The organism is Pseudonocardia terrae (genome assembly GCF_021343995.1).
GTDB classification, from domain to species: Bacteria; Actinomycetota; Actinomycetes; order Mycobacteriales; family Pseudonocardiaceae; genus Pseudonocardia; species Pseudonocardia terrae.
On the sequence record NZ_JAJTTE010000001.1, the window covers coordinates 195,566 to 217,282 of the forward strand.

18 protein-coding genes are annotated in these 21,717 nt (G+C 74.7%); 11 read left to right on the top strand and 7 right to left on the bottom strand.

Annotated features, from left to right (window positions below):
- Nucleotides 1-26: 26 nt before the first annotated feature.
- The 4 genes from LWC33_RS00925 to LWC33_RS00940 all read right to left on the bottom strand — a co-directional run bounded on the left by LWC33_RS00925 (nucleotide 27) and on the right by LWC33_RS00940 (nucleotide 3,717).
- A complete protein-coding gene (locus tag LWC33_RS00925; RefSeq protein WP_233302169.1) occupies nucleotides 27-1,112 on the bottom strand; it encodes an adenylate/guanylate cyclase domain-containing protein in 1,086 nt (361 codons plus the stop codon).
- 7 nt (nucleotides 1,113-1,119) lie between these two features.
- Nucleotides 1,120-1,569, bottom strand: coding sequence for a universal stress protein (locus LWC33_RS00930; RefSeq protein WP_233302170.1), 450 nt, complete (start codon nucleotides 1,567-1,569; stop codon nucleotides 1,120-1,122).
- An 82-nt stretch (nucleotides 1,570-1,651) separates the two neighbouring features.
- Complete coding sequence (locus LWC33_RS00935; RefSeq protein WP_233302171.1) at nucleotides 1,652-2,803, bottom strand: lycopene cyclase family protein; 1,152 nt, start codon at nucleotides 2,801-2,803, stop codon at nucleotides 1,652-1,654.
- Nucleotides 2,804-2,940: 137 nt separating this feature from the next.
- Nucleotides 2,941-3,717: an SDR family oxidoreductase gene (locus tag LWC33_RS00940; RefSeq protein ID WP_233302172.1), complete on the bottom strand. Its 777-nt coding sequence runs from the start codon at nucleotides 3,715-3,717 to the stop codon at nucleotides 2,941-2,943.
- Between the two features lie 139 nt (nucleotides 3,718-3,856).
- On the opposite strand from LWC33_RS00940, the gene LWC33_RS00945 reads away from it, so the two are divergent.
- The 5 genes from LWC33_RS00945 (at nucleotide 3,857) to LWC33_RS00965 (ending at nucleotide 10,051) form a co-directional block, all read left to right on the top strand.
- Entirely contained in the window at nucleotides 3,857-5,479 is a 1,623-nt protein-coding gene (locus tag LWC33_RS00945; RefSeq protein ID WP_233302173.1) for an ABC-F family ATP-binding cassette domain-containing protein, read from the top strand.
- Nucleotides 5,480-5,699: 220 nt separating this feature from the next.
- Entirely contained in the window at nucleotides 5,700-5,909 is a 210-nt protein-coding gene (locus LWC33_RS00950; protein ID WP_028932228.1) for a helix-turn-helix domain-containing protein, read from the top strand.
- A gap of 259 nt (nucleotides 5,910-6,168) precedes the next feature.
- Nucleotides 6,169-8,097 carry an ABC transporter ATP-binding protein gene (locus LWC33_RS00955; RefSeq protein WP_255690453.1) on the top strand — a complete coding sequence of 643 codons (1,929 nt, stop codon included), beginning with the start codon at nucleotides 6,169-6,171 and terminating at the stop codon, nucleotides 8,095-8,097.
- Between the two features lie 71 nt (nucleotides 8,098-8,168).
- Nucleotides 8,169-9,614, top strand: coding sequence for an MFS transporter (locus LWC33_RS00960; RefSeq protein WP_233302175.1), 1,446 nt, complete (start codon nucleotides 8,169-8,171; stop codon nucleotides 9,612-9,614).
- Nucleotides 9,611-10,051: a MarR family winged helix-turn-helix transcriptional regulator gene (locus LWC33_RS00965; RefSeq protein WP_233302176.1), complete on the top strand. Its 441-nt coding sequence runs from the start codon at nucleotides 9,611-9,613 to the stop codon at nucleotides 10,049-10,051. Before LWC33_RS00960 ends, LWC33_RS00965 begins: the two co-directional genes overlap by 4 nt.
- A gap of 101 nt (nucleotides 10,052-10,152) precedes the next feature.
- Here the strand turns inward: LWC33_RS00965 and LWC33_RS35695 are convergent, their stop codons facing one another.
- The gene (locus LWC33_RS35695; protein WP_233302177.1) at nucleotides 10,153-11,121 is read right to left on the bottom strand and encodes an AraC-like ligand-binding domain-containing protein; all 969 of its coding nucleotides are present in this window, start codon (nucleotides 11,119-11,121) and stop codon (nucleotides 10,153-10,155) included.
- 262 nt (nucleotides 11,122-11,383) lie between these two features.
- Here LWC33_RS35695 and LWC33_RS00975 point away from each other — a divergent pair, with 262 nt between their 5' ends.
- Complete coding sequence (locus tag LWC33_RS00975; protein ID WP_233302178.1) at nucleotides 11,384-13,513, top strand: molybdopterin-containing oxidoreductase family protein; 2,130 nt, start codon at nucleotides 11,384-11,386, stop codon at nucleotides 13,511-13,513.
- An 81-nt stretch (nucleotides 13,514-13,594) separates the two neighbouring features.
- Here the strand turns inward: LWC33_RS00975 and LWC33_RS00980 are convergent, their stop codons facing one another.
- On the bottom strand, nucleotides 13,595-14,224 hold the full coding sequence (locus LWC33_RS00980; protein WP_233302179.1) for a TetR/AcrR family transcriptional regulator: 630 nt from the start codon (nucleotides 14,222-14,224) through the stop codon (nucleotides 13,595-13,597).
- Nucleotides 14,225-14,334: 110 nt separating this feature from the next.
- On the opposite strand from LWC33_RS00980, the gene egtA reads away from it, so the two are divergent.
- The 5 genes from egtA to ggh all read left to right on the top strand — a co-directional run bounded on the left by egtA (nucleotide 14,335) and on the right by ggh (nucleotide 20,651).
- Nucleotides 14,335-15,738, top strand: coding sequence for an ergothioneine biosynthesis glutamate--cysteine ligase EgtA (gene egtA / locus LWC33_RS00985; protein WP_233302180.1), 1,404 nt, complete (start codon nucleotides 14,335-14,337; stop codon nucleotides 15,736-15,738).
- Nucleotides 15,735-17,099: an ergothioneine biosynthesis protein EgtB gene (egtB, locus tag LWC33_RS00990; protein WP_233302181.1), complete on the top strand. Its 1,365-nt coding sequence runs from the start codon at nucleotides 15,735-15,737 to the stop codon at nucleotides 17,097-17,099. The genes egtA and egtB overlap by 4 nt, the downstream gene beginning before the upstream one ends.
- A gap of 1 nt (nucleotide 17,100) precedes the next feature.
- Nucleotides 17,101-18,021 carry an ergothioneine biosynthesis protein EgtC gene (egtC, locus tag LWC33_RS00995; RefSeq protein ID WP_443719523.1) on the top strand — a complete coding sequence of 307 codons (921 nt, stop codon included), beginning with the start codon at nucleotides 17,101-17,103 and terminating at the stop codon, nucleotides 18,019-18,021.
- Between the two features lie 56 nt (nucleotides 18,022-18,077).
- A complete protein-coding gene (gene egtD, locus LWC33_RS01000) occupies nucleotides 18,078-19,061 on the top strand; it encodes an L-histidine N(alpha)-methyltransferase (RefSeq protein ID WP_233302182.1) in 984 nt (327 codons plus the stop codon).
- 159 nt (nucleotides 19,062-19,220) lie between these two features.
- Nucleotides 19,221-20,651 (top strand): glucosylglycerate hydrolase, encoded by a 1,431-nt coding sequence (ggh, locus tag LWC33_RS01005; RefSeq protein WP_233302183.1) that lies wholly within the window; start codon nucleotides 19,221-19,223, stop codon nucleotides 20,649-20,651.
- A 53-nt stretch (nucleotides 20,652-20,704) separates the two neighbouring features.
- Here the strand turns inward: ggh and LWC33_RS01010 are convergent, their stop codons facing one another.
- Nucleotides 20,705-21,415: a sulfite exporter TauE/SafE family protein gene (locus LWC33_RS01010; protein WP_233302184.1), complete on the bottom strand. Its 711-nt coding sequence runs from the start codon at nucleotides 21,413-21,415 to the stop codon at nucleotides 20,705-20,707.
- Nucleotides 21,416-21,717: the final 302 nt, after the last annotated feature.

Here is a 21,717-nt window from a genome sequence, read left to right on the forward strand (position 1 = left end):
GCTCGGGAGTGCCGACCCGCGCGTTCTCAGCCGCCGTCGCCGCGCTCGCGCAGCAGGTAGGGCTGGAGGTGCCGGTAGCCCCGGACCTGTAAGGGCTTGAGCCGGCGGGTGCTGAACCGCTCGTCGCCCTCGATCCCGTGCGCGACCTCCCGGTCGACCAGCACGGTGTCCGGGCGGGCGTGCGTGGTGAGCCGGGCGGCGATGTTGACCGGCTCGCCGTAGACGTCGCCGAAGCGCAGCAGCACGTCGCCCGCGGCCAGCCCGATGCGCAGCGGGGGGAGCGAGGGCTCGCGCCGCACCCGCTCGCGCAGCCGCAGGGCCAGCCACGCGGCCTCGGCGGGCTCGTCGGTCACGAACAGCACCTCGTCGCCGACGGTCTTCACCAGCCGCCCGCCGCACTCCGTGATGACGTCCGCGGTGCCGGCCTCGAAGTGCTCGATCATCTCGGACAGCTCGGCGGGGGAACGCCGCCGCGTGGTGCGGGTGAAGCCGACCATGTCCGCGAACCCGACGGCGAGGGTGCGGGTCTCGGCCGACTCCGGGTCGTCGAGCGGACCGACCACGAACCGGGACACGGCGGCCGCCATGTGCCGCCGCCAGATGTAGGCCTGCACGCGTTCCAGCGTCGGCAGCAGCTCGGCCGTGAACCGCAGGGCGGCCTCGGGCTCCATCTCTCCGGAGCCGGAGCCGGAACCGGCCGTCGGCGCCGCCCGGTCGGCCACCATCCGGGCCAGCATCCCGACCTGCCAGTCCGCGAGCCGGGACACCGACTGCGCGATCGCACGCAGGACCGTCTCGCGAACGTCCGTGGGCAGCGAACGGGCCACGGGATCGGTGGCGAGCAGCCCGGCGGCGTCGACGTCCCCGTCGGTGAAGTAGACCAGCTCGTCCGGCACCTCGGGGAAGCCGAGCGACCGCCAGAGCCGCAGGCCCTCCTCCTCGGGAACCCCGGCCCGCTCCAGCACCTCGGCGCGGGTGTAGCGCCGCGGGGCGCCGAGGATCATCTCCTCCAGCGCCCCGACCAGCGGGGCGGACTCGGCCAGCCGGCGCCGCTCGCCCCGGGCCGCGGCGTCGAGGAACGACCCGAGGTCGTCCAGCCAGCCCTCGCTCACGGACGGCTCAGGTGGTGTGCACGATCAGGACGTCGACGCCCGAGCGGCGGGCGACGTCCGACGGGACCGAGCCGAGGATGCGCCCGCTGAGGGTGTTGAGGCCCTTGTTGCCCACCACGAGCAGGTCGGCCTTGCGCTCCAGGACCGCCTTGCGCAGCACGTCGGCCGGTGCGCCGTCCTCGGCGATCTTGCTGATCTTGGTGGCGCCGACCGCGGCGGCCTTGTCCTCGGCGGTGCGCAGCACCTCCTCGGCGGGCGTCCAGCCGCGGACCTGGTAGGCCTCGGCGCCGAGCGCGTCCTCGGCGTCCAGGGTCTCGTCGCGCGAGGCCGGCGTGTAGGCCGAGACCAGCACGAGCTCGGCGTCGGAGTCGCGGGCGACGGCGGCCGCGCGCTCCACGGCGACGTACGAGGTCGCCGATCCGTCCGTGCCGACGACGACGGTGGTGTAGGCGGACATGTGCCCTCCGGGGGATCGGTCACACGGTGTCCCGGGCAGATTACCGACCGGTAGTTCGCTGACCTGCACCGACTCGCGAGCATCACCCGGTGGTGGCGGGACGGGCCCGGGGCAGCAGCGCGGGACCCACGAGCCGGGCGCGCAACGACCAGTCCGCGCGGGCCCAGAGCGCGCGCATGGCGGCGGCCGTGCCGGGCAGGTCGGCGCGGCCGGTGAGGTAGGCCCAGCGGTGGTGCGCGGGCAGCCCCAGGAACGCCTCGAAGAAGGCCGGCACCCGCTCGGGCGGCATGCGCAGCAGCGCCTCCAGGCCGCGGTGGCGCAACACGTGCACCGCGCGGGCCTGGGCCGGCCACACGACGGACCGGGCCGCGCGGCGGGGGGCGGGCCCGGCCAGCGCCTCCGCCAGCTGCGGGGCCAGGCGCAGCGCGGTCGCCACCGAGAAGCCGGTGGCGGGATGGACCAGCGCGCCCGCGGCGCCGAACGCGGGCCCGGGAGCCAGCGTCGCGCCGACGGGCCCCTCGACGGGGAACCGGACGCGCTCGTCGCCGGCGTCGGCGGGCGGGGGGACACCGCGGTGGGCGAGGCGGGCCTGCAGCCGTGCGCGCAGCTCGGGCAGGGGCAGGCCGGGGCGGCGGGCCAGGGAGGTCTCCTCGACCAGCACCCGGCCGCCGCCGAGCGGCACGGCGTAGAGGAAGGTCGGCCAGGCCCCGCCGGTCCGCCCGTGCTCCTGCCGCCAGTCCATGAACAGCGCCTCGCCCGGCGCCACCAACGGGGCGGCCACGGCCTCGTCGACGATCAGCCCGTACGCCGTCTGCTCCGCGACCGGCCGGCGCGCGCGGGCGGGCCGGTGCCCGGTGGCGTCGACGACCAGCCGCGCCGGGACGCGCCCGCCGGCCAGCCGGGCGTACCCCGGCTCGCTGCCCACCACCTTCGCCCGGTGGACCGCGACGCCGGCCAGTCCCGCATCGAGGTGGGCGCGCAGCGCGGCGGTGTCGAGGATCGTGTACTCCCAGCCCAGCCGGTGCTCGGTCAGCGCGACGGCCCGGCCCTGCGCCCGGGCTGCGACGACGTCCGCCGGCAGGTCCGCCGGGAGCTCGCCCGCCCACGCCGCGTAGGTCGCGCGCCAGGGGCGGTCCGGGGCGGGGTCGGCCAGCGCGGTCCGCAGGCCGAGCCGCACGCAGGCGCCGGCGAGGGCGCGCCCGGCCGGGCCGCCGCCGGCCACCAGCACGTCCACCGGCCCACGACCCGGAGCCGCCGGCCCTTCCGGCCCTGCGCTCCGCGCCTCCGGCTGTGGGGTCCGCGCCCCCGGGCGTGCCGGCTGCGCCTCCGGCCGTGCCGGTTGTGCCCTCTGCGCCGCGGGTTCCCGCACGTTCAGCCGTTCCTCCCGGACGCGAGGGCGCCGCCGTCGAGCCGGACGGTCTCGCCCGTGATCCAGCCCGACGCGTCGGACACCAGGAACCCGACGGCCGCGGCGACGTCCTCCGGGGTGCCGAGCCGCTTCAGTGGGTAGCCGTTCGCCACGCCCTGCTCGTCGTGCTCGTAGAGCGCCGCCGCGAACCGCGTCTTGACGACGGCGGGGGCCACGGCGTTGACGCGGATGCCCGGGCCGAGCTGGCCGGCCAGCTCCTCGGTGAGCCGGATGAGCGCACCCTTGGACGCCCCGTAGGCACCGATGACGCCGGTGGCCCGGATCCCGGCCATCGACGCGACGTTGACGACCGCCCCGCCGTGGTCGCGCATCCACGCCCGGTACGCGAGCTGCACGAACCCGAGCGGGGCGACGACGTTGACGTCGAAGATCTTCGACACGGCGCCCAGGTCCGCGTCGACCAGCGGGCCGTACTGCGGGTTGATGCCGGCATTGTTGACCAGGATCGCGACGTTGCCGAAGGCCTCGACGGTGCGCGCCACGGCCTCCTCGCGGTGCACGGGGTCGCCCGCGTTGCCCGCCACCGTCAGGACGCGGTCCGGCGCACCGAGCTCCGCCGCCGCGGCCTCGAGATCGGGCTGCTTGCGGCCCGTGATGGTGACGGACGCGCCGCGGGACAGCAGCTCGGCGGCGACGGCGAGCCCGATCCCGCGGCTCGCGCCCGTGACGAGCGCCGCGCGACCTGCGAGATCCCCCGTGGCGTCGGTGACTTCGGTCATGACGGTGACCCTACGGGGCAAAACGGGGTGCGCGGGCCGGTAGCCTGGACGCGTGATCCTGATCGAGTAGGCGCCGCGCCCCGGCACCCGTGTGCCCTCAGGCCGCCCTTCTCGTTCCGACCCCTCCCGGAGTCCCTTCATGATCACCGCCACCGACCTCGAGCTGCGCGCCGGCTCCCGGATCCTGCTTTCCGGCGCCACGCTGCGCGTCCAGCCCGGCGACCGGATCGGCCTCGTCGGCCGCAACGGCGCCGGTAAGACCACGTCCATGCGCGTGCTGGCGGGGGAGGGCGAGCCGTACGGGGGCTCCGTCTCCACCAACTCGCCCGTCGGCTACCTCCCGCAGGACCCGCGCGAGGGCGACCTCTCCGTCACCGCGAAGGACCGGGTGCTCTCCGCCCGCGGCCTCGACGAGCTGCTGCGCAAGCTGGAGAAGGTCCAGACCGCGATGGCCGAGCTGGTCGACGGCCCCGAGAACGAGAAGGCCGTGCGCGAGTACGGGCGGCTGGAGGAGCGCTTCGCCGCGCTCGGCGGGTACGCCGCCGAGAGCGAGGCCGCCCGGATCTGTACCAACCTCGGCCTGCCCGAGCGGGTGCTGAACCAGCAGATCGCCACCCTGTCCGGCGGGCAGCGCCGGCGCGTCGAGCTGGCCCGGATCCTGTTCGCGGCGTCGGACGGCGGCTCGCAGAGCGCCACCACGCTGCTGCTCGACGAGCCGACCAACCACCTCGACGCCGACTCCATCACCTGGCTGCGCGGGTTCCTGCAGGCCCACGAGGGCGGGCTCGTGGTGATCAGCCACGACACCGACCTGCTGGCCGCCGTGGTGAACAAGGTGTGGTTCCTCGACGCGACCCGCGGCGAGGTCGACCAGTACAACATGAACTGGAAGCGCTACCTCGAGGCGCGCGCCACGGACGAGAAGCGCCGCCGCCGCGAGCGGGCCAACGCCGAGAAGAAGGCGTCGGCGCTGCACGCCCAGGCCGCGAAGATGGGCGCCAAGGCCACGAAGGCCGTCGCCGCGAAGAACATGGCCCGGCGCGCGGACGAGCTGCTGGCCAACCTGGAGCCGGAGCGCCAGGCGGACCGGGTGGCCAAGATCCGGTTCCCCACGCCGGCCCCGTGCGGGCGCACCCCGCTCACCGCGGAGAACCTCTCCAAGGCGTACGGCTCCCTCGAGGTGTTCACCGGGGTGGACCTGGCCGTCGACCGCGGGACCAAGGTCGTGGTCCTGGGGCTCAACGGCGCGGGCAAGACCACGCTGCTGCGGCTGCTGGCCGGCACCGAGAAGTCGGACTCCGGCGCCGTCGTGCCGGGTCACGGGCTGCGCACCGGCTACTTCGCGCAGGAGCACGACACCCTCGACATGGACGCGAGCGTCTGGGAGAACATCCGGCACGCCTCGCCCGACGCCCCGGAGCAGCAGCTCCGCACGGTGCTGGGCACGTTCATGTTCTCCGGCGAGCAGCTGGAGCAGCCTGCGGGCACGCTCTCCGGCGGTGAGCGCACCCGGCTCGCGATGGCCGGGCTGGTCTCCAGCGCGGCGAACGTGCTGCTGCTCGACGAGCCGACGAACAACCTCGACCCGGCCAGCCGCGAGCAGGTGCTCGATGCGTTGCGCCGCTTCGAGGGTGCCGTCGTGCTGGTCACCCACGACCCGGGCGCCGTCGAGGCACTTGAACCCGACAAGGTGATCGTGCTGCCGGACGGTACCGAGGACCACTGGTCCGCGGACTACCTGGAACTCGTCCAGCTGGCGTAGGCCACGCGCCCGTGACGGCGAGGTGACCTCCGCGTGACGCCGGGGCCGAATGCGATCACCCGTCCGCGTGATCCGAACGGGGTAACCGTTCACCGATCATGCGGGATGTTGCGCTGGCCACATCCCGACAGAAGGATCATCATGGCTCGCACCGACGAGCCGATCGGCGGCTCCGGTCCGCGGGCGCGGGGTCCGCGGTGGGGCAGAGGAGGTCAATGTCGTGGCCGACCTGAAGAAGGGAGCCCGGATCACGGGCACCCAGCGGGACAAACTCGCCACCGATCTGAAGAAGAAGTACGAGAAGGGCGCCAGCATCCGCGCCCTGGCCGAGCAGACCGGACGGTCCTATGGCTTCGTGCACCGCGTGCTGAGCGAGACCGGGGTGACGCTGCGCGGTCGCGGCGGGGCCACCCGCACCAAGAAGAAGTAGGACGGCCGGGAGTCGTCCCGGAACCATCCACGTCGGCACGCGCCCGCCACCGTCCGCGGTCCACGGCGGCGGGTCGACGTGTCCGCACCCACTCGGGCCGGTCGTGAGCGCGTGATCACGTCCTGACCCCACGTGTGACGCGTGCCGCCGCGACCCTCGCACTAGGGTCGACACCTGGATCTCGGGTTCGGCCTCCGGCGACGCGTCGTGGCCCCATGATGCGGTTCGGGTGAGGTGTGTGGACAGGCCGCTCACGATCATGCGCGGGATGACGCGGGCGGCCGACGCCCCGCGCTCCGTCGCCAAGGGGACGATCCCGCGGATCTGGCGGTTCGCCCGGCCCTACCGGGGCTGGCTGCTGGCCTTCCTCCTGCTCACGACCGGCACGGCGGTCATCGGCGTCGTCACGCCGCTGCTCGCCGGCCGGGTCGTCGACGCGATCGTCGCGGGTGGCGCCGACGCGGCCCGCCGGGTGGTCACGCTCGCGCTCTCCATCGCCGCGCTGGCCGTGGCCGAGGCGCTGATCGGGCTGGCCACCCGCTGGTTCTCCTCGCGCATCGGCGAGGGTCTGATCGTCGACCTCCGCACCGCCGTGTTCACGCACGTCCAGCGCATGCCGGTCGCCTTCTTCATGCGAACCCGTACCGGCGCGCTGGTCAGCCGGCTGAACAACGACGTGATCGGCGCGCAGTCGGCGATCACGACCACGCTCGCGAGCGTCCTGTCCAACGTCATCCAGCTGACCCTCGCGCTCGCCGTGATGATCGGGCTGGCGTGGCAGGTCACCGTGCTCGCGCTGGTCCTGCTGCCGATCTTCGTGCTGCCCGCCCGGCGGATGGGCCGGCGCATCGCCGACCTGCGGCGGGACTCGGCGAACCTCAACGCGTCGATGAGCACGCAGATGACCGAGCGGTTCTCGGCGGCCGGCGCCACGCTGGTCAAGCTGTTCGGGCGGCCGCGGGAGGAGGCGCGCGAGTTCGGCGACCGCGCCGAGCGGGTCCGCGACATCGGGGTCCGGACGGCGATGGTGTCCCGGGTCTTCGTCGCGTCCCTGTCGCTGGTCTCCGCGCTGGCCCAGGCGCTGGTCTACGGCCTCGGCGGCTGGCTCGCCGTCACCGGGCGGATCGAGCCGGGCACGGTCGTGACCCTCGCCCTGCTGCTCACCCGGCTCTACACACCGATGACCTCACTGGCCAACGCCCGCGTGGACATCATGACCGCGCTGGTCGCGTTCGAGCGGGTCTTCGAGGTCCTCGACCTGGAGCCGATGATCACCGAGCGGCCGGACGGCCGCGCGTTGCCGCCCGGCCCGGTGTCGGTGCGGTTGCGCGCGGTCCACTTCTCCTACCCGACGGCCGAGCAGGTCTCGCTCGCCTCGCTGGAGGACGTCGCCGTGCTGGACCGCCGCGCCCCCGGTGAGGTGCTGCACGGAATCGACCTGGAGGTGCCGGCGGGCTCGCTGCTGGCGCTGGTCGGGCCGTCCGGGGCCGGGAAGTCGACCATCGCGTCACTGCTCCCGCGGCTCTACGACGTCGACTCCGGCGCCGTCGAGCTCTCCGGTGTCGACGTCCGGGACCTGACCTTCGACGCGCTGCGCGGCGCCGTCGGCGTGGTGACCCAGGACGGGCACCTCTTCCACGACACCATCGCGGCCAACCTGCGCTACGCCCGCCCGGAGGCGACGGACGGCGAGCTGCGCGAGGCCCTGCGCCGAGCCCGGCTCGGCGAGCTGCTCGACCAGCTGCCCGACGGGCTCGAGACCGTCGTGGGGGAGCGCGGCTACCGGCTCTCCGGCGGCGAGCGGCAGCGGCTCACGATCGCGCGGCTGCTGCTGGCCCGGCCGCCGGTCGTGGTGCTCGACGAGGCGACCGCGCACCTCGACTCCGAGTCCGAGGCCGCGGTGCAGGAGGCCCTGGCCGAGGCGCTGGTGGGGCGGACCGCGATCGTCATCGCGCACCGGCTGTCGACCGTCCGCGCCGCGGACCGGATCGCGGTCGTCGAGGCCGGGCGGGTGACCGAGCAGGGCACGCACGCCGAGCTGCTGGCCGCGGAGGGGCGCTACGCCGCGTTGCACCGCACCCAGTTCGCCGATCCGGACCTGCCGGACGCCGCCTGTCTGGTCCCGGGCTGCCCCCACACCCACGAGGACCACACGCACGACCAGGGCGATCTGCCTCTCAGGCGCTGACCCGGCGACCGGATCGGTTGTAGCATGCTAACGATTGTGCTGCCGCAACCACCGTCGTTCGGAGGGGCCCTGTGCCCGAGCTCGACCGCAGGCACCGCCTGCTGGTGCTCGTGATCTGTTGTTCCAGCCTGTTCGTGGTCAGCATGGACTCGACCATCGTCAACCTGGCGCTGCCGTCGATCCAGGCCGATCTGTCGGCGTCGGTCACCTCGTTGCAGTGGACGATCGACGCCTACACGCTCACCCTCGCGAGCCTGCTCATGCTGGCCGGGTCGACCGCGGACCGGGTGGGGCGCAAGCGGATCTTCCGGATCGGGCTGGTCCTGTTCGGCGTCGGCTCGCTGCTGTGCAGCGTCGCGCCCTCGGCCGGGGCGCTCGTCGGGTTCCGCGTGGTGCAGGCGCTGGGCGGGGCGATGCTCAACCCCGTCGCCATGTCGATCATCGTCAACGTCTTCACCGACCCCCGCGAGCGCGCCCGTGCGATCGGGGCGTGGGGCAGCGTCGTCGGGCTGAGCATGGCGCTGGGCCCGCTGATCGGCGGCGCGCTGGTCGAGGCGGTCGGCTGGCGGTCGGTGTTCTGGATCAACGTGCCCGTGGTCGTGGCCGCCGTCGTGGCGACGACCCGGTTCGTGCCGGAGTCCCGCGCCCCGCGGCCGCGGCGGCTCGACCCGGTGGGCCAGGTGCTGATGGCGGTGCTGCTGGGCGGCGCCACCTTCGCCATCATCGAGGGCCCGGCACAGGGCTGGACCTCGCCGTGGGTCCTCGGCTGCGCGGTCGCGGCGGCCGCCGCGCTGGTGACGCTGCTGCCGTGGGAGCGGAGCCGGCCGGAACCCCTGCTCGACCCGCGCTTCTTCCGCAGCGTCCCGTTCGCCGGCGCCACGGTGATCGCGGTGTGTGCCTTCGCCAGCCTCGCCGGCTTCCTCTTCGTCAACGCGCTCTACCTGCAGTCCGCCCGCGGCTACTCGCCGCTGCACGCCGGGCTGCTCACGCTGCCGATGGCCGCGATGGCCGCGGTCCTGCCGACCGTCGCCGGGCGGCTCGTCGCCACCCGGGGGGCGCGGATCCCGCTCGTCGTCGGCGGGGCGGGGCTCGTGCTGTCCGGCGCGGTGCTGCTGACCCTGCGCACCGACTCGCCGCTGTGGGTGCTGATCACCGCCTACGTGCTGTTCGGGATCGCGTTCGGCATGGTCAACCCGCCGATCACCAACACCGCCGTCTCCGGCATGCCGGCCGCGCAGGCCGGGGTGGCCTCGGCGGTGGCGTCCACGAGCCGGCAGGTCGGCACGGCCCTCGGCGTCGCAATCATCGGCTCGGCGGTCACGGCGTCCGTCGTCGGGCCGCTGCCGACCGGGCTCGCCGCGGCCACCCACGTCGGCTGGGCGGTGCAGATCGGGTGCGGGGTCGCCGTCCTCGTGCTGGGCCTGGTCTCGACGACGGCGTGGGCGCGGCGCACCGCCGGCCACACCGCCGAGCTCTTCGCCACCTCGGACGTGCCGGCCCGGGCGGGTGTGTCGTGACGGTCGAGCGCGAGCGCGAGGTCCGGGAGCTCGACCCCGCCGACCCGGCCGTGCGGGCCTGGGGCCGGATGCGGGCGCTCGTCGTCGACCAGCACGACCGGCGGCGCGAGGCGTGCGAGGCCGTCGGGCTGAGCTTCGTGCGGGTCAAGGCGCTGCTCGCGGTGGCGCGCGAGCCGGGGACGCTCTCCGACCTCGCCGACCGGCTGTCGGTCGACCGGCCCTACGCCACCGTCGTGGTCGACGAGCTGCAGAAGCGCGGCCTCGTCCGCCGCGAGCACCATCCGGAGGACCGGCGCTGCAAGATCGTCAGCGTCACGGCGGACGGGGAGCGGGCCGCCGCCACCGCCGGGGCGATCCTGGGCGACCCGCCGCCGATCCTGCGCGCTCTGCCGCCGGAGGACCTCGCCCACCTCGACCGGATCCTCGCCGCCCTCTGACGCGAGTCGGGAGTCCGGCGGCGCGAGTCGGGAGTTCCGGCAGCGCGAATTGGGGGTTCCGGCGGCGCGAGTCGGGAGTTCCGGCAGAGCGAGTTCCGGGTTCACGGGGCGAGGTGGCGGCCCCGGTACGCGGTGGGGGACACGCCGTACGCGGTCCGGAAGGCCCGGCTGAAGGTGGCGAGGTCGGGGAAGCCCCAGCGCCGCGCGACGTCCGTGACCGGCTCGCCGGCCCGCCGCCGGTCGCCCAGCTCGCGGCGGCAGTGCTCCAGACGCAACCGGCGGATCCGCCGGTTCACCGTCTCGCCGGTCGAGGCGAAGAGCCGGTGCAGCTGGCGCACCGACACGAAGTGCGCCCGTGCCACGGCGGCCGGACCCAGGGCGGGATCGGCGAGGTGGGTGCCGACGTAGGTGAGCATCTCCCGCAGCAACGCCTGCTGCGGCCGGTCGACGGCGAGTGGCCCGGCCAGGTGCTCCACGGCCAGGGTGGTCACCAGGTCGCCGGTCTCGTCGGCCACCCGCGCGGCGCCGGCGGGGGTCAGCCGCGGTGGTGCGGCGAGCAGCCCGCGCAGCATCCCGCCGACGATCCCGGACAGACCCTCCCGGCCGTCCATCCGCAGCGCGGTGGCGCGGACGGACTCCCCGGCGTCGAGCCCGACGGAGGCGCGCGGCCAGGTGAAGACCTCGAGGCACCAGTCCCCGCCGAGCCGCCAGCGGAACGGCCGCCCGGTCTCGTAGACGGCGAAGTCGCCGCCGGCGAGGGCGGCGCGGCGACCGTCCTGCTCCAGCACGCCGGTGCCCCGCGTGATCATCCCGATCTGCAGGAACTCCTGGTCGTCGGCCGCGGCGAGCGAGGGTGTCCGCCGGCAGACCTGGTCGACCGAGGAGACCTCCGAGACCTGCAGGTGGGCGACGGTCGCGTTGCGCACCGCGCCGGTGAACGTCCCGATCCGGCGGTCGGCGGCGATGTCGAGGGCCACGAAGTCGTGCCGGATGGTGTCCCGCCACTCGTCGAAGCGGCGGGTGGCGTGTCGGTCCGTGCCGCCGGGCGCCGATCCGGGTGCGAGGACCACGGTCACCTCCTGCGCTGACGGCGGCACTCCCGCCGGCTCGCTCCGGAGGGAACCAGACGCAGGTTCGCAGTGTGGTGCGGGCGCGTCAACGCCTCCGTCCGCCGGTTCCCCGCCGTCGGTGCCCGTCGCTCAGCGCCCGGCGGTCGTCGCTCGGTGCCCACCACCGGTCACTCGCTGCCCACCTCCGGTCGCTCGGTGCCAAGCCGGGCCGGGCCGGCGCGCACCAGGATGAGTCACCCACCACGACCCCGGAGCGACCGCGATGACCCTCGCCGACCTGCCCCTCCTCGCCGTCGGGGAGACGGGCACCCACCGCGCGATCTGCCCGCACGACTGCCCCGACGGGTGCTCCATGCTGGTCACGGTCGAGAACGGCAGGGCTACGGGTGTGCGGGGCGACCCCGACCACCCGTTCACCCGCGGCGGCCTGTGCGTGAAGGTGAACAACTACGTCGACCGGGTCTACAGCCCGGACCGGGTCACCACGCCGCTGCGCCGCACGGGGCCGAAGGGCTCCGGCCGGTTCGCGCCGATCACCTGGGACGAGGCGATCACCGAGATCGCGGACCGGTTCCGCGGCGTGGTCGCGGAGCACGGGCCCGAGGCGATCATGCCCGTGAGCTACCTGGGCACCCAGGGCACGCTCAACGGGCTCAACGTCGGCGACCCCTTCTTCAACCGGCTGGGCGCCACCGTCGCCGAGCGCACCTTCTGCGACTCCGGCGCGTCGACGGCGTACGTGATGAGCCTCGGCCCGACGGCGGGCGTCGACCCCGAGAGCCTGGTGCACTCGCGTTACATCGTGATCTGGGCCTGCAACATGGTCTCGACGAACCTGCACCTCTGGCCGTTCGTGGCCGAGGCGCAGAAGCGGGGCGCCAAGGTCGTGGTCATCGACCCGGTCCGGCACCGCACGGCCAGGCGCGCCGACTGGCACATCCCGATCCGCCCGGGCACCGACGGCGCCCTGGCCCTCGCGCTGATCCACGTCATCCTCGCCGAGGGCCTGACCGACGCCGAGTACGTCGCCGAGCACACGGTGGGTGTCGAGGAGCTCGCGGAGCGGGTCCGCGACTGCACCCCGGAGTGGGCGTCGGAGGAGACGGGCATCCCGGCCGAGGACATCCGGACGCTGGCCCGGGAGTACGCGGCCGGGCAGCCGTCGATGATCCGGATCGGCGTGGCCATCGAGCGGCACTCCGGCGGCGGGCAGACGGTGCGCGCGATCTCCTGTCTCCCCGGGCTCGTCGGCGCCTGGCGCAAGCCCGGCGGCGGGCTGCTCGCGCTGCCGCTGTGGGCCTTCCCGGTGAACTGGGACGCGCTCTCCCAGCCACAGCTGCGACCCGAGGGCACCCGGGTGGTCAACCAGTACCTGCTGGGGAAGGCGCTGACCGGGGAGATGGGGCTCGACCCCGGCATCCACGCGCTGATGGTCTACAACGCCAACCCGCTGGTCGTGTGCCCCGACCAGGAGCGGATGGTCGCGGGGCTGTCCCGCGAGGACCTCTTCACCGTGGTCAGCGAGCAGTTCCTCACCGACACCGCGCAGTACGCCGACATCGTGCTGCCGGCCACCACCCAGCTCGAGCAGCTCGACGTCATGTTCTCGTGGGGACACTTCTACATCGGGCTGAACCGGCCCTCGATCCCGCCGGTGGGGGAGGCGATCCCCAACACCGAGCTCTTCCGGCGGCTCGCCGCCGCCATGGGGTTCGACGACGAGTGCTTCCGGATGACCGACGAGGAGCTGATCGCGCAGGCCTACGACTGGTCCGCCCCGGCGCTGGAGGGCCTCACCCCCGAGTCGCTGGGGCGCAGTGGCTGGGCGCGGCTGAACCTGCCCGACGCCGACCGGTACGCCCCGCACGTCGAGGGCGGCTTCCCGACGCCGTCGGGGAAGCAGGAGTTCCTCTCCGCCGCCGCGGCGGGCGGGAACTTCGTGCTCCCGCTCTTCCGGCAGGGGTCGAACGAGGCCCAGCCGGGCGGCGAGGTCGACCCACTGCCGCACTACATCCCGCCGGCGCGCAGCGACTACCCGCTGCACCTCGTCTCGCCCAAGGCGCACGCGTTCCTCAACTCGTCCTACGGGAACCTGGGCGCCCAGCAGCGGGTGCAGGGCGAGCCGTCGGCGATCGTGCACCCGGCCGACGCGGAGACCCGCGGGATCGTCGAGGGCTCGCTGGTCCGGGTCTTCAACGAGCGCGGGGAGTTCCTCGTCAAGGTCACGGTGTCCGACGAGGTGGCCCGCGGCGTCGTCCTGGCGTCGATGGGGCAGTGGCGCTCGCAGGCGAAGGGCCTGGCCACGGTCAACGCGGTCAACCCCACCGAGTTCGCCGACCTCGGCAACGCGCCGACCTTCTCCGACACGCGCGTCGAGGTCGAGCCGGCCTAGCCGTCCCGCAGGACCCGTCCGCTCCCGACCTGCCCGCCGGCCCCACACCCCCTCCGGGGCCGGCGGGCCCGCCTGCCGGGATCAGCCGCGCAGCGTCCGCACGCTCTGCTCGACGAGGTCCAGCACGCCGTCGAGGGCGTCGGCCGGCAGCCCCATGGCCAGGTGCGACACCAGCCCCTCCAGCACCAGCTCCAGGTACTGGGCCAGCACCGGGACCGGGACGTCGTCGCGCAGCGCCCCCGCGGCGGCCTGCCGCTCGAGCCGCTCCCGGGTGGCCGCGGTCAGCTCGGCGGAGTGCGCCTGCCAGCGCTCGCGGAAGTCCGGGTCGGTGCGCAGCCGCCGCGAGACCTCGAGACGGGTGCCGAGCCAGCTGAGGTCTCCGTCGGGATCCGGGGCCGGACCCGTTGCCGCGACCCCGTCGTGGTCCCGCGCGTCGGCGCGGGTGCCGTCGAGCAGGTTCCGCATGACCTGGACCAGGCCCTGCTCGGCGACGACGTCGGCCATCCGGCGGGCGTCCTGCTCGGCGAGGGCGAGGAACAGTGCGTCCTTGTCGCGGAAGTAGTGGAAGATCGCGCCGCGGGAGAGCCCCGTGCTCTGCTCGAGCCGCCGGACCGTCGCCCCCTCGTACCCGTGCGCGGCGAAGCACCGCCGGGCGCCGTCGAGGATGTGCTGGCGCCGGGCGGCGAGCTGGTCGGTACTCACACGGGGCACGCGTCCAGTATCCCGTACGTACGTCTTGTGGCGCAGGCCGCGGGAACGGGTCCGGGAAAGGCCGCGAGAAGGGCCTGCAACTGTCGGACCCCGCGGGTAGCGTTCGATCCGTGCTTCCAGACGCGGGGATCGTGCCCGCCGTCCCGGGGCCGGAGGGCGTTCCCGCGCCGTCCGGGGTCCCGGTGCAGGCGGGACCCAGCTCCACGGCCCGGGGGGCGGAACGGCCCGCGGCGGGTACCGAGCTGCGCAGCCGGGCGGAGGCCGAGGCCTACGTCGCCTCGGTCTGCTTCAAGCACGGACCCCCACGGTACGTGGGCGTGGAGCTCGAATGGCTCCTGCGCCCCGCCCGGCCCGCCGACCCCGCCGATCTCGCCGACCTGCTCGGCGCGCTCGGCCCGCACGCCCCCGCCCCGCTCGTCCCCGGATCCCCCGCCGCCCCGCTGCCGCACGGCTCGGTCGTCACCGTCGAGCCCGGTGGCCAGGTCGAGCTCGCCAGCCCCCCGACGGCCGGGCTGGCCGCCCTCGTCGCCACCGTCGAGGCCGACTCCGCCGCCCTCCACGACCGGCTCGCCGCCCGCGGCCTCACCCCCGAACCCCGCGCCGCCGATCCCGTCCGGCCCGCGCGGCGGCTCCTGCAGCTCCCGCGCTACCGCGCCATGGAGCGCGCCTTCGACCGCTTCGGCCCGCACGGCCGCAGCGGCATGTGCTCCACGTCCGCGGTCCAGGTCGCGCTCGACGCCGGGGAGCATGCCGACCTGCCCGCCCGTTGGGCGATGCTGCACGACCTGGGCCCGGTCCTCGTGGCCGCGTTCGCGAACTCGCCGCTGCTGCACGGGAGGCGCACCGGCTGGAAGTCCAGCCGGCTGGCCGCCTGGCTGGCCCTCGATCCCGCCCGCACGGCGCCGCCGTCGTCGGTCGAGGGCGACCCGGCCGCGGCGTGGGCCGAGCGGGTGGTGGGCACACCGCTGCTCTGCGTGCGCGGCGCGGGGGAATGGTCCACCCCGGAGGGCGTGACCTTCGCCGACTGGGTCGAGGGCCGGCTGCCCGGCCGCAGGCCGACCGTCGCCGACCTGGAGTACCACATCTCCACGCTGTTCCCGCCGGTCCGGCCGCGCGGGTTCCTCGAGGTCCGGTACGTCGACGGGCAGCAGAGAGCGGACTGGGCCCTCCCGGTCGCCGTGCTCGCCGCGCTGACCGCCCGGCGCGCGGTCGTCGACCGGGTGCGGGAGATCTGTGCGCCCGCCCGGCTGCGCTGGACCTCCGCGGCCCGGCACGGACTCGAGGACCGTGTCCTCGCCGCGGCCGCCGTCGAGGTGTTCACGCTGGCGTGCGCCGAGCTGCCCGCGCTCGACCCGCCGCCCGGCCTGCTGGACCGGTTGGTGGAGGTCACCGAGCGGCGCGTCGCCGCCGGCCGCTGCCCCGCCGACGACCCGCTGCCCGGGGAACCGCCCTCCGGCGGCCCTCTCGAGACGCTCGAGATCATCCCGTCCCCGACGGAGGGAGCACTCCCGTGACGATCACGCCCGAGACCGACCCCTTCCACGCCGCCGAGCAGCTCCGCACCCACGTCGCGGGGCTGCTCGAGCGGTCCCGTGCCCGCAGCACCGGGCTCACCGACGCGGTCGACGAGGGCGACCTCGTCGCCCAGCACTCGCCGCTGATGTCCCCGCTGGTCTGGGACCTCGCGCACATCGGCAGCCAGGAGGAGCTCTGGCTGGTGCGCGACGTCGGCGGCCGCCCGCCGCTGCGCCCCGAGATCGACGGGCTGTACGACGCCTTCCAGCACAGCCGGGCCAGCCGCGTCGAGCTGCCCCTGCTGACCCCGCCGGAGGCCCGACGCTATGTTGCCGAGGTGCGGGAGAAGGCGCTCGACGCGCTGGAGCGCAGCCCGCTACGCGGCCGCCGGCTGGAGCACGAGGGCTTCGCCTTCGGCATGATCGTCCAGCACGAGCAGCAGCACGACGAGACCATGCTGGCCACCCACCAGCTGCGGGCCGGGGCACCGGTGCTGCAGGCCCCCGAGCCGCCGCCGGGGCGTCGCCTCGCCGCGCGCGAGGTGCTGGTGCCCGCGGGGGCGTTCACCCAGGGCACCTCGACCGAACCGTGGGCGCTGGACAACGAGCGCCCCGCGCACCCGGTCCCGTTGCCCGCCTACTGGATCGACACCCACCCGGTGACCAACGGCGAGTACGCCGCCTTCGTCGAGGCCGGCGGCTACACCGATCCGCGCTGGTGGAGCGAGGAGGGCTGGCGGCACCGTTCGGCCGAGGGCCTGGTCGCACCGCAGTTCTGGGAGCGGGACCCCGCGGGCGAGTGGTGGCGGCGCCGGTTCGGCGTGGTCGAGCGCGTGCCGGCCGACGAGCCGGTGGTGCACGTCTGCTTCCACGAGGCCGCGGCGTACGCCCGGTGGGCCGGCAAGCGGCTGCCCACCGAGGCGGAGTGGGAGAAGGCCGCGCGCTTCGACCCCGCCACCGGGCGCAGCCGGCGCTACCCGTGGGGTGACGGGTCGCCGACCGAGCGGCACGCCAACCTGGGGCAGCGCCACCTGCGGCCCGCGCCGGTCGGCGCCTACCCCGAGGGGGCGTCGCCGCTGGGCGTCGAGCAGCTGATCGGCGACGTCTGGGAGTGGTGCGACTCGGGCTGGCACCCGTACCCGGGGTTCGAGGCCTTCCCGTACCGCGAGTACTCCGAGGTCTTCTTCGGCGGCGACTACAAGGTCCTGCGCGGCGGCTCGTTCGGCACCGACCCGTCGGCGATCCGGAGCACGTTCCGCAACTGGGACCACCCGATCCGTCGGCAGATCTTCTCCGGCTTCCGCTGCGCGCGGGACGCGTCGGCGGCCGACGCCGCCGAGCACGCGGACCCACGCGCCTGACGTGTGCCGCCACCTGGCCCACCTGGGCCCGCCGACCACGCTCTCCGCCCTGCTGTTGGAGCCGCCGCACGGGCTGTTGCACCAGTCCTACGCCCCGGCCGACATGCGCGGCGGGGGCACGGTGAACGCCGACGGGTTCGGTGCGGGCTGGTACCCGCCCGCAGAGCCGGGCGGCAACGGCCACGCGCCCGAACCCGCGCGGTACCGCTCGGCCGAGCCGATCTGGTCGGACGGGTCGTTCGCGTCGCTCGCCGCGGCCACCCGCAGCTCCGCGGTACTGGCCGCCGTCCGCTCGGCGACCGTCGGGATGCCGGTCACCAGCACGGCAGCCGCGCCGTTCGCCGAGGGACGGTGGCTCTTCAGCCACAACGGCGTGGTGCGCGGCTGGCCCCGTTCGGTCGCGGACCTGGCCTCCCGGCTGCCCGTCGTCGACCTGCTGACCCTCGACGCCCCGACCGACGCGGCACTGCTCTGGGCGCTGGTCCGGCACCGGCTGCGGGCGGGGGAGGACCCGGCGCGGGTGCTGTCCGGGACCGTCCTCGCGGTCGAGGCCGCCGCACCGCATTCCCGGCTCAACCTCCTGCTCACCGACGGCGTCACGATCTGGGGCACCGCCTGGGACCACGCACTGTCGGTGCGGGTCACCGAGGATGCGGCCACGGTGGCGTCGGAGCCGACCGACGCGGGGCCGGGCTGGGAGCCGGTACCGGACCGGCACCTCGTCGTCGCCGCACCGGGCCGGCTCGACCGGCGCCCGATCGGCCCGGCCGTCACCCCGACCGACAGCGCCACCGACAGCACGACCGACACCGCGGCCGTCACCTCGACCGACACCGCGACCGACACCGCGACCGACACCGCGACCGACACCGCCACCGACACCCGGATCCCGGACCGCGGGACCCGCGCGCCCCATCCCTGAGCAGCGATCCTGCTCGACCCCAGGCCCCGCCCGGACACACCGCGAGGAGCACGATCATGACCCGGCCGAACCGCCTAACCGAGCTGGATGTCCATCTCACCGCGGCCGACGCCGAGGCCGCATTACGGGCCGACGCCCGCGCCGGGCTCACCGCCGACCCCAAGGAACTGCCGCCCAAGTACTTCTACGACGCCCGCGGCAGCGAGCTCTTCGAGAAGATCACCGAGCTCCCGGAGTACTACCCGACGCGCACCGAGCGGGCCCTGCTCGAGGAGTCGGTCGCGGCGATCGCCGAGGCCTCCGGCGCCGACACGGTCGTCGAGCTCGGGTCGGGCTCGTCGACCAAGACCCGGCTGCTGCTCGACGCCTTCCGGGCGGCCGGCACCCTGCGCCGGTACGTCCCGCAGGACGTCAGCGAGGCGGCCCTGCGCGGGGCGCTGGACGCGCTCGAGACCGAGTACCCCGACCTGGAGCTGCACGGCGTGGTCGGTGACTTCACGAAGGACCTCACCGGGCTGCCCGCCGGCGGCCGCCGCATGATCGCCTTCCTCGGCGGCACGATCGGCAACCTGCGGCCGGGGGAGCGCACGGCGTTCCTCGCGCACGTCCGCTCGGTGCTCGAGCCGGGCGAGCAGCTCCTGCTCGGCACGGGGCTGGTGATCGACGAGCCCACGCTGGTCGCCGCCTACGACGACGCCGCGGGCGTCACCGCGGAGTTCGACCGCAACGTCCTGCACGTGCTCAACCGCGAGCTGCGCGCCGACTTCGTCCCGGAGGCGTTCGCGCACGTCGCGGTGTGGGACGCCGAGCACGAGTGGATCGAGATGCGGCTGCGCGCGGAGAAGGACATGCGGGTGCGGGTGGAGGAGCTGGACCTCACCGTCGACTTCGTCGAGGGCGAGGAGATGCGCACCGAGATATCGGCGAAGTTCCGGCCGGCCGGTGTGCGGGAGATGCTGGCCGAGGTGGGCTTCGACCTCGTCCGCTGGTGGGCGGACCCCGACCGCCGTTTCGCCCTCTCCCTGGCCACCGCGGTCTGACGCGCGGAACGGCGAGCCGGACGGCGTAACGCGTCGGCGGCGAGTCCGATGGAGCGAACGGCGAGGTATTGAGCGGTCGGATACCCGTCGTTACCCTGCGGTTCAGTACTGCTGATGCCGATCAGCGCCGTGAATACGCCGGAAGGAAGCGCATCTCCCGTGAGCACGGAGCCCGACGCCGGCCCTCGTCCGACCGCTCGCGCCACGGCTCCTCCGGCTCCTCCCGGCCGCGACGCCCGGGCGGCCCACGCCGCGTACGGCGCCGCGCTCACCGAGACCGGCCTCGGCGCGCACGCGGTCGGGGTGCTGCGGACGAACGACATGGGCGGCTGGACGAAGGCGGCGCCGTTGCTCTACCCGCACCAGTGGAGCTGGGACAGTGCCTTCGTGTCGATCGGCTGGGCCCACGTCGACGTGCGCCGGGCGATGACCGAGCAGCAGCGGTTGTTCGAGGCGCAGTGGCGCAACGGGATGGTCCCGCAGATCGTCTTCAACCCCCTTGCCGGGCCGGAGTCGTACTTCCCGGACCCCGCGCGCTGGGCCGTCGAGGTGTCGCCGGAGGCGCCGGTGGGCGTGGCCGAGACCAGCGGCATCTGCCAGCCGCCGGTCCACGCGATCGCCGTGGCGCGCGTCTGGGAGGTCGCCCTCGGGACCGAGGCCGAGCCGGAGATCCGCTCCCGGCTGCGTCTGCTCTTCCCGCAGCTCCTCGCCTGGCACCGGTACCTGGCCGAGAACCGGGACCCGTCGTCGTCCGGCCTGGTCACGACGTACCACCCGTGGGAGGGCATCGACAACTCCCCGCGCTGGGACGGTGTGCTCGGCCGGCTCGAGGTCGGCGAGGTCCCGCCGTACACCCGGCGCGACGTCCAGCACGTCGCCGACGCCGGGCAGCGCCCCACGAACGCGCACTACGACCGCTTCCTCTGGCTGCTCGAGCTGCTCAAGCGGTACCGCTACGACGACGCCGTGATCCACGAGCGCTACCCGTTCCTGGTCAAGGACGTCTTCTTCACCTCGGTGCTGATCATGGCGAACCGGGCGCTGCTGGAGATCGCCGACGTCGTCGGGGCCACGCAGGCCGACCGCGCCACGATCCGGGCCTGGATCGACCGGGCCCGCGCGGGCATCGCGGCGGCGACCGACGCCGCCAGCGGGATGGTCCACGACGTGGACCTGGGCACGGGCGCGCCGATCGAGGTCGCGACGTTCGCCGGGATGTCCTCCCTGCTCGACGCCGGCGCACCGGCCGCGCAGCGCGACCGTGCCCGGGCGCTGTTCGACTCCGCGGACTTCACCGGCCACCCGGACCTGCGCTGGGCGATGCTGCCGAGCACCAGCCCGCGCGCCGAGTGCTTCGATCCGCGGAACTACTGGCGGGGCCCGGTCTGGCCGATCGTCAACTGGCTGTACTGGAAGGGCCTGCGTGACGGCGGGGACACCGCCCGGGCGGCCGCGCTGCGCGAGGCCGCACTGGACTCGCTGCGCCACGTCGGGTTCGCCGAGTACTTCGACCCGATGACCGGCGAGGCCCTCGGCTCGGCCATGCAGTCCTGGACCGCCGCCGTCGCCCTGGACTGGCTGGCCTCCTGAACCGCTGAGCCCCGCCGGGTACTGCCGACCCCGGGAGTGCGCGCGACCGGCTGCTACGCGAACTGCGCCTGGACCAGCAACGCGACGGCGGTCGCCGCGGCCAGGCCCAGGACGGCGGGGCGGGTCCAGCCCCGATCCAGGAGCCGGCGCAGCGGGTTCGACAGCAGGAACCCGGCGGCCATGAACGGGATCAGCACCACACCCTGGAGCAGGTGCGCCCCGTCGACCTGGCCGCCGGCGGCGAGCACGCCCAGGGACAGCAGCGTGCCGAGCCCGAAGTAGGCACCGAGGGTGGCGCGGACCGTCGCGCCGTTCTCGTTCTGGTACAGCAGCGCGACCGGCGGCCCGCCGATCCCGGCCGCCGTGCCGGACACCCCGCTGACCGCCCCGGCGACCAGCAGCGCGGGCCGGGTCGGGCGCAGGTGCAGTCGCACCAGCGACGCGGCCACGCACAGCAGCACCGCCACGGCCACGAACGTCGCGAACTCCCGGTACGGCAGCAGGGCGACGACCGTGGCGCCGAGCACCGCGCCGGGAAGCCGCCCGGTCAGCGCCCACCCCACGCCCCGCCAGTCGGCGTCGCGCCACTCCCGGACCAGCGCGAGGACGGCGTGCGCGCCCGCGACGACGATCAGCGGGACCGGGACGTACTGCGGGTCCAGCAGCGCCAGCAGCGGCGCCGCCACGAGCGCGATCCCGAACCCGACCGTTCCCTGCACCACCGCGCCGACCACCACCACGAGCCCGGCCCACAGCACCACCACGGGCTCACCGTACGAGCCCCGTCCCACGCCTTGCGCACCAGACAGGAGAAGACCGGACATTCAGCGCGGCCACACCGGAGCCCTGGTCCGGAAGGGCGCAATTGCGACGTTCGGCAGAGCCCCGGTGCGCTCCGACAGGGGAAGATCGGATGGTTGGGGACGGACGCGGGGGGACGCGGTGGCGAAGAAGAAGTGCGTGCTGTGCAAGGCGACGGGGCAGTGCCCCTCCTGCAGGGGTGAGGGGCGGATCGCTCGGAAAGGATTCAGCGTGGGGTACGACGCCTGTCCCACCTGCAAGCGGT

Bases quoted from the DNA above. Each gene is read 5' to 3' on its own strand.
- LWC33_RS00930 (WP_233302170.1), bottom strand. From the start codon at position 1,569: ATGTCCGCCTACACCACCGTCGTCGTCGGCACGGACGGATCGGCGACC.
- LWC33_RS00940 (WP_233302172.1), bottom strand. From the start codon at position 3,717: ATGACCGAAGTCACCGACGCCACGGGGGATCTCGCAGGTCGCGCGGCG.
- LWC33_RS00945 (WP_233302173.1), top strand. From the start codon at position 3,857: ATGATCACCGCCACCGACCTCGAGCTGCGCGCCGGCTCCCGGATCCTG.
- LWC33_RS00955 (WP_255690453.1), top strand. From the start codon at position 6,169: ATGCGCGGGATGACGCGGGCGGCCGACGCCCCGCGCTCCGTCGCCAAG.
- LWC33_RS00975 (WP_233302178.1), top strand. From the start codon at position 11,384: ATGACCCTCGCCGACCTGCCCCTCCTCGCCGTCGGGGAGACGGGCACC.
- egtD (WP_233302182.1), top strand. From the start codon at position 18,078: ATGACCCGGCCGAACCGCCTAACCGAGCTGGATGTCCATCTCACCGCG.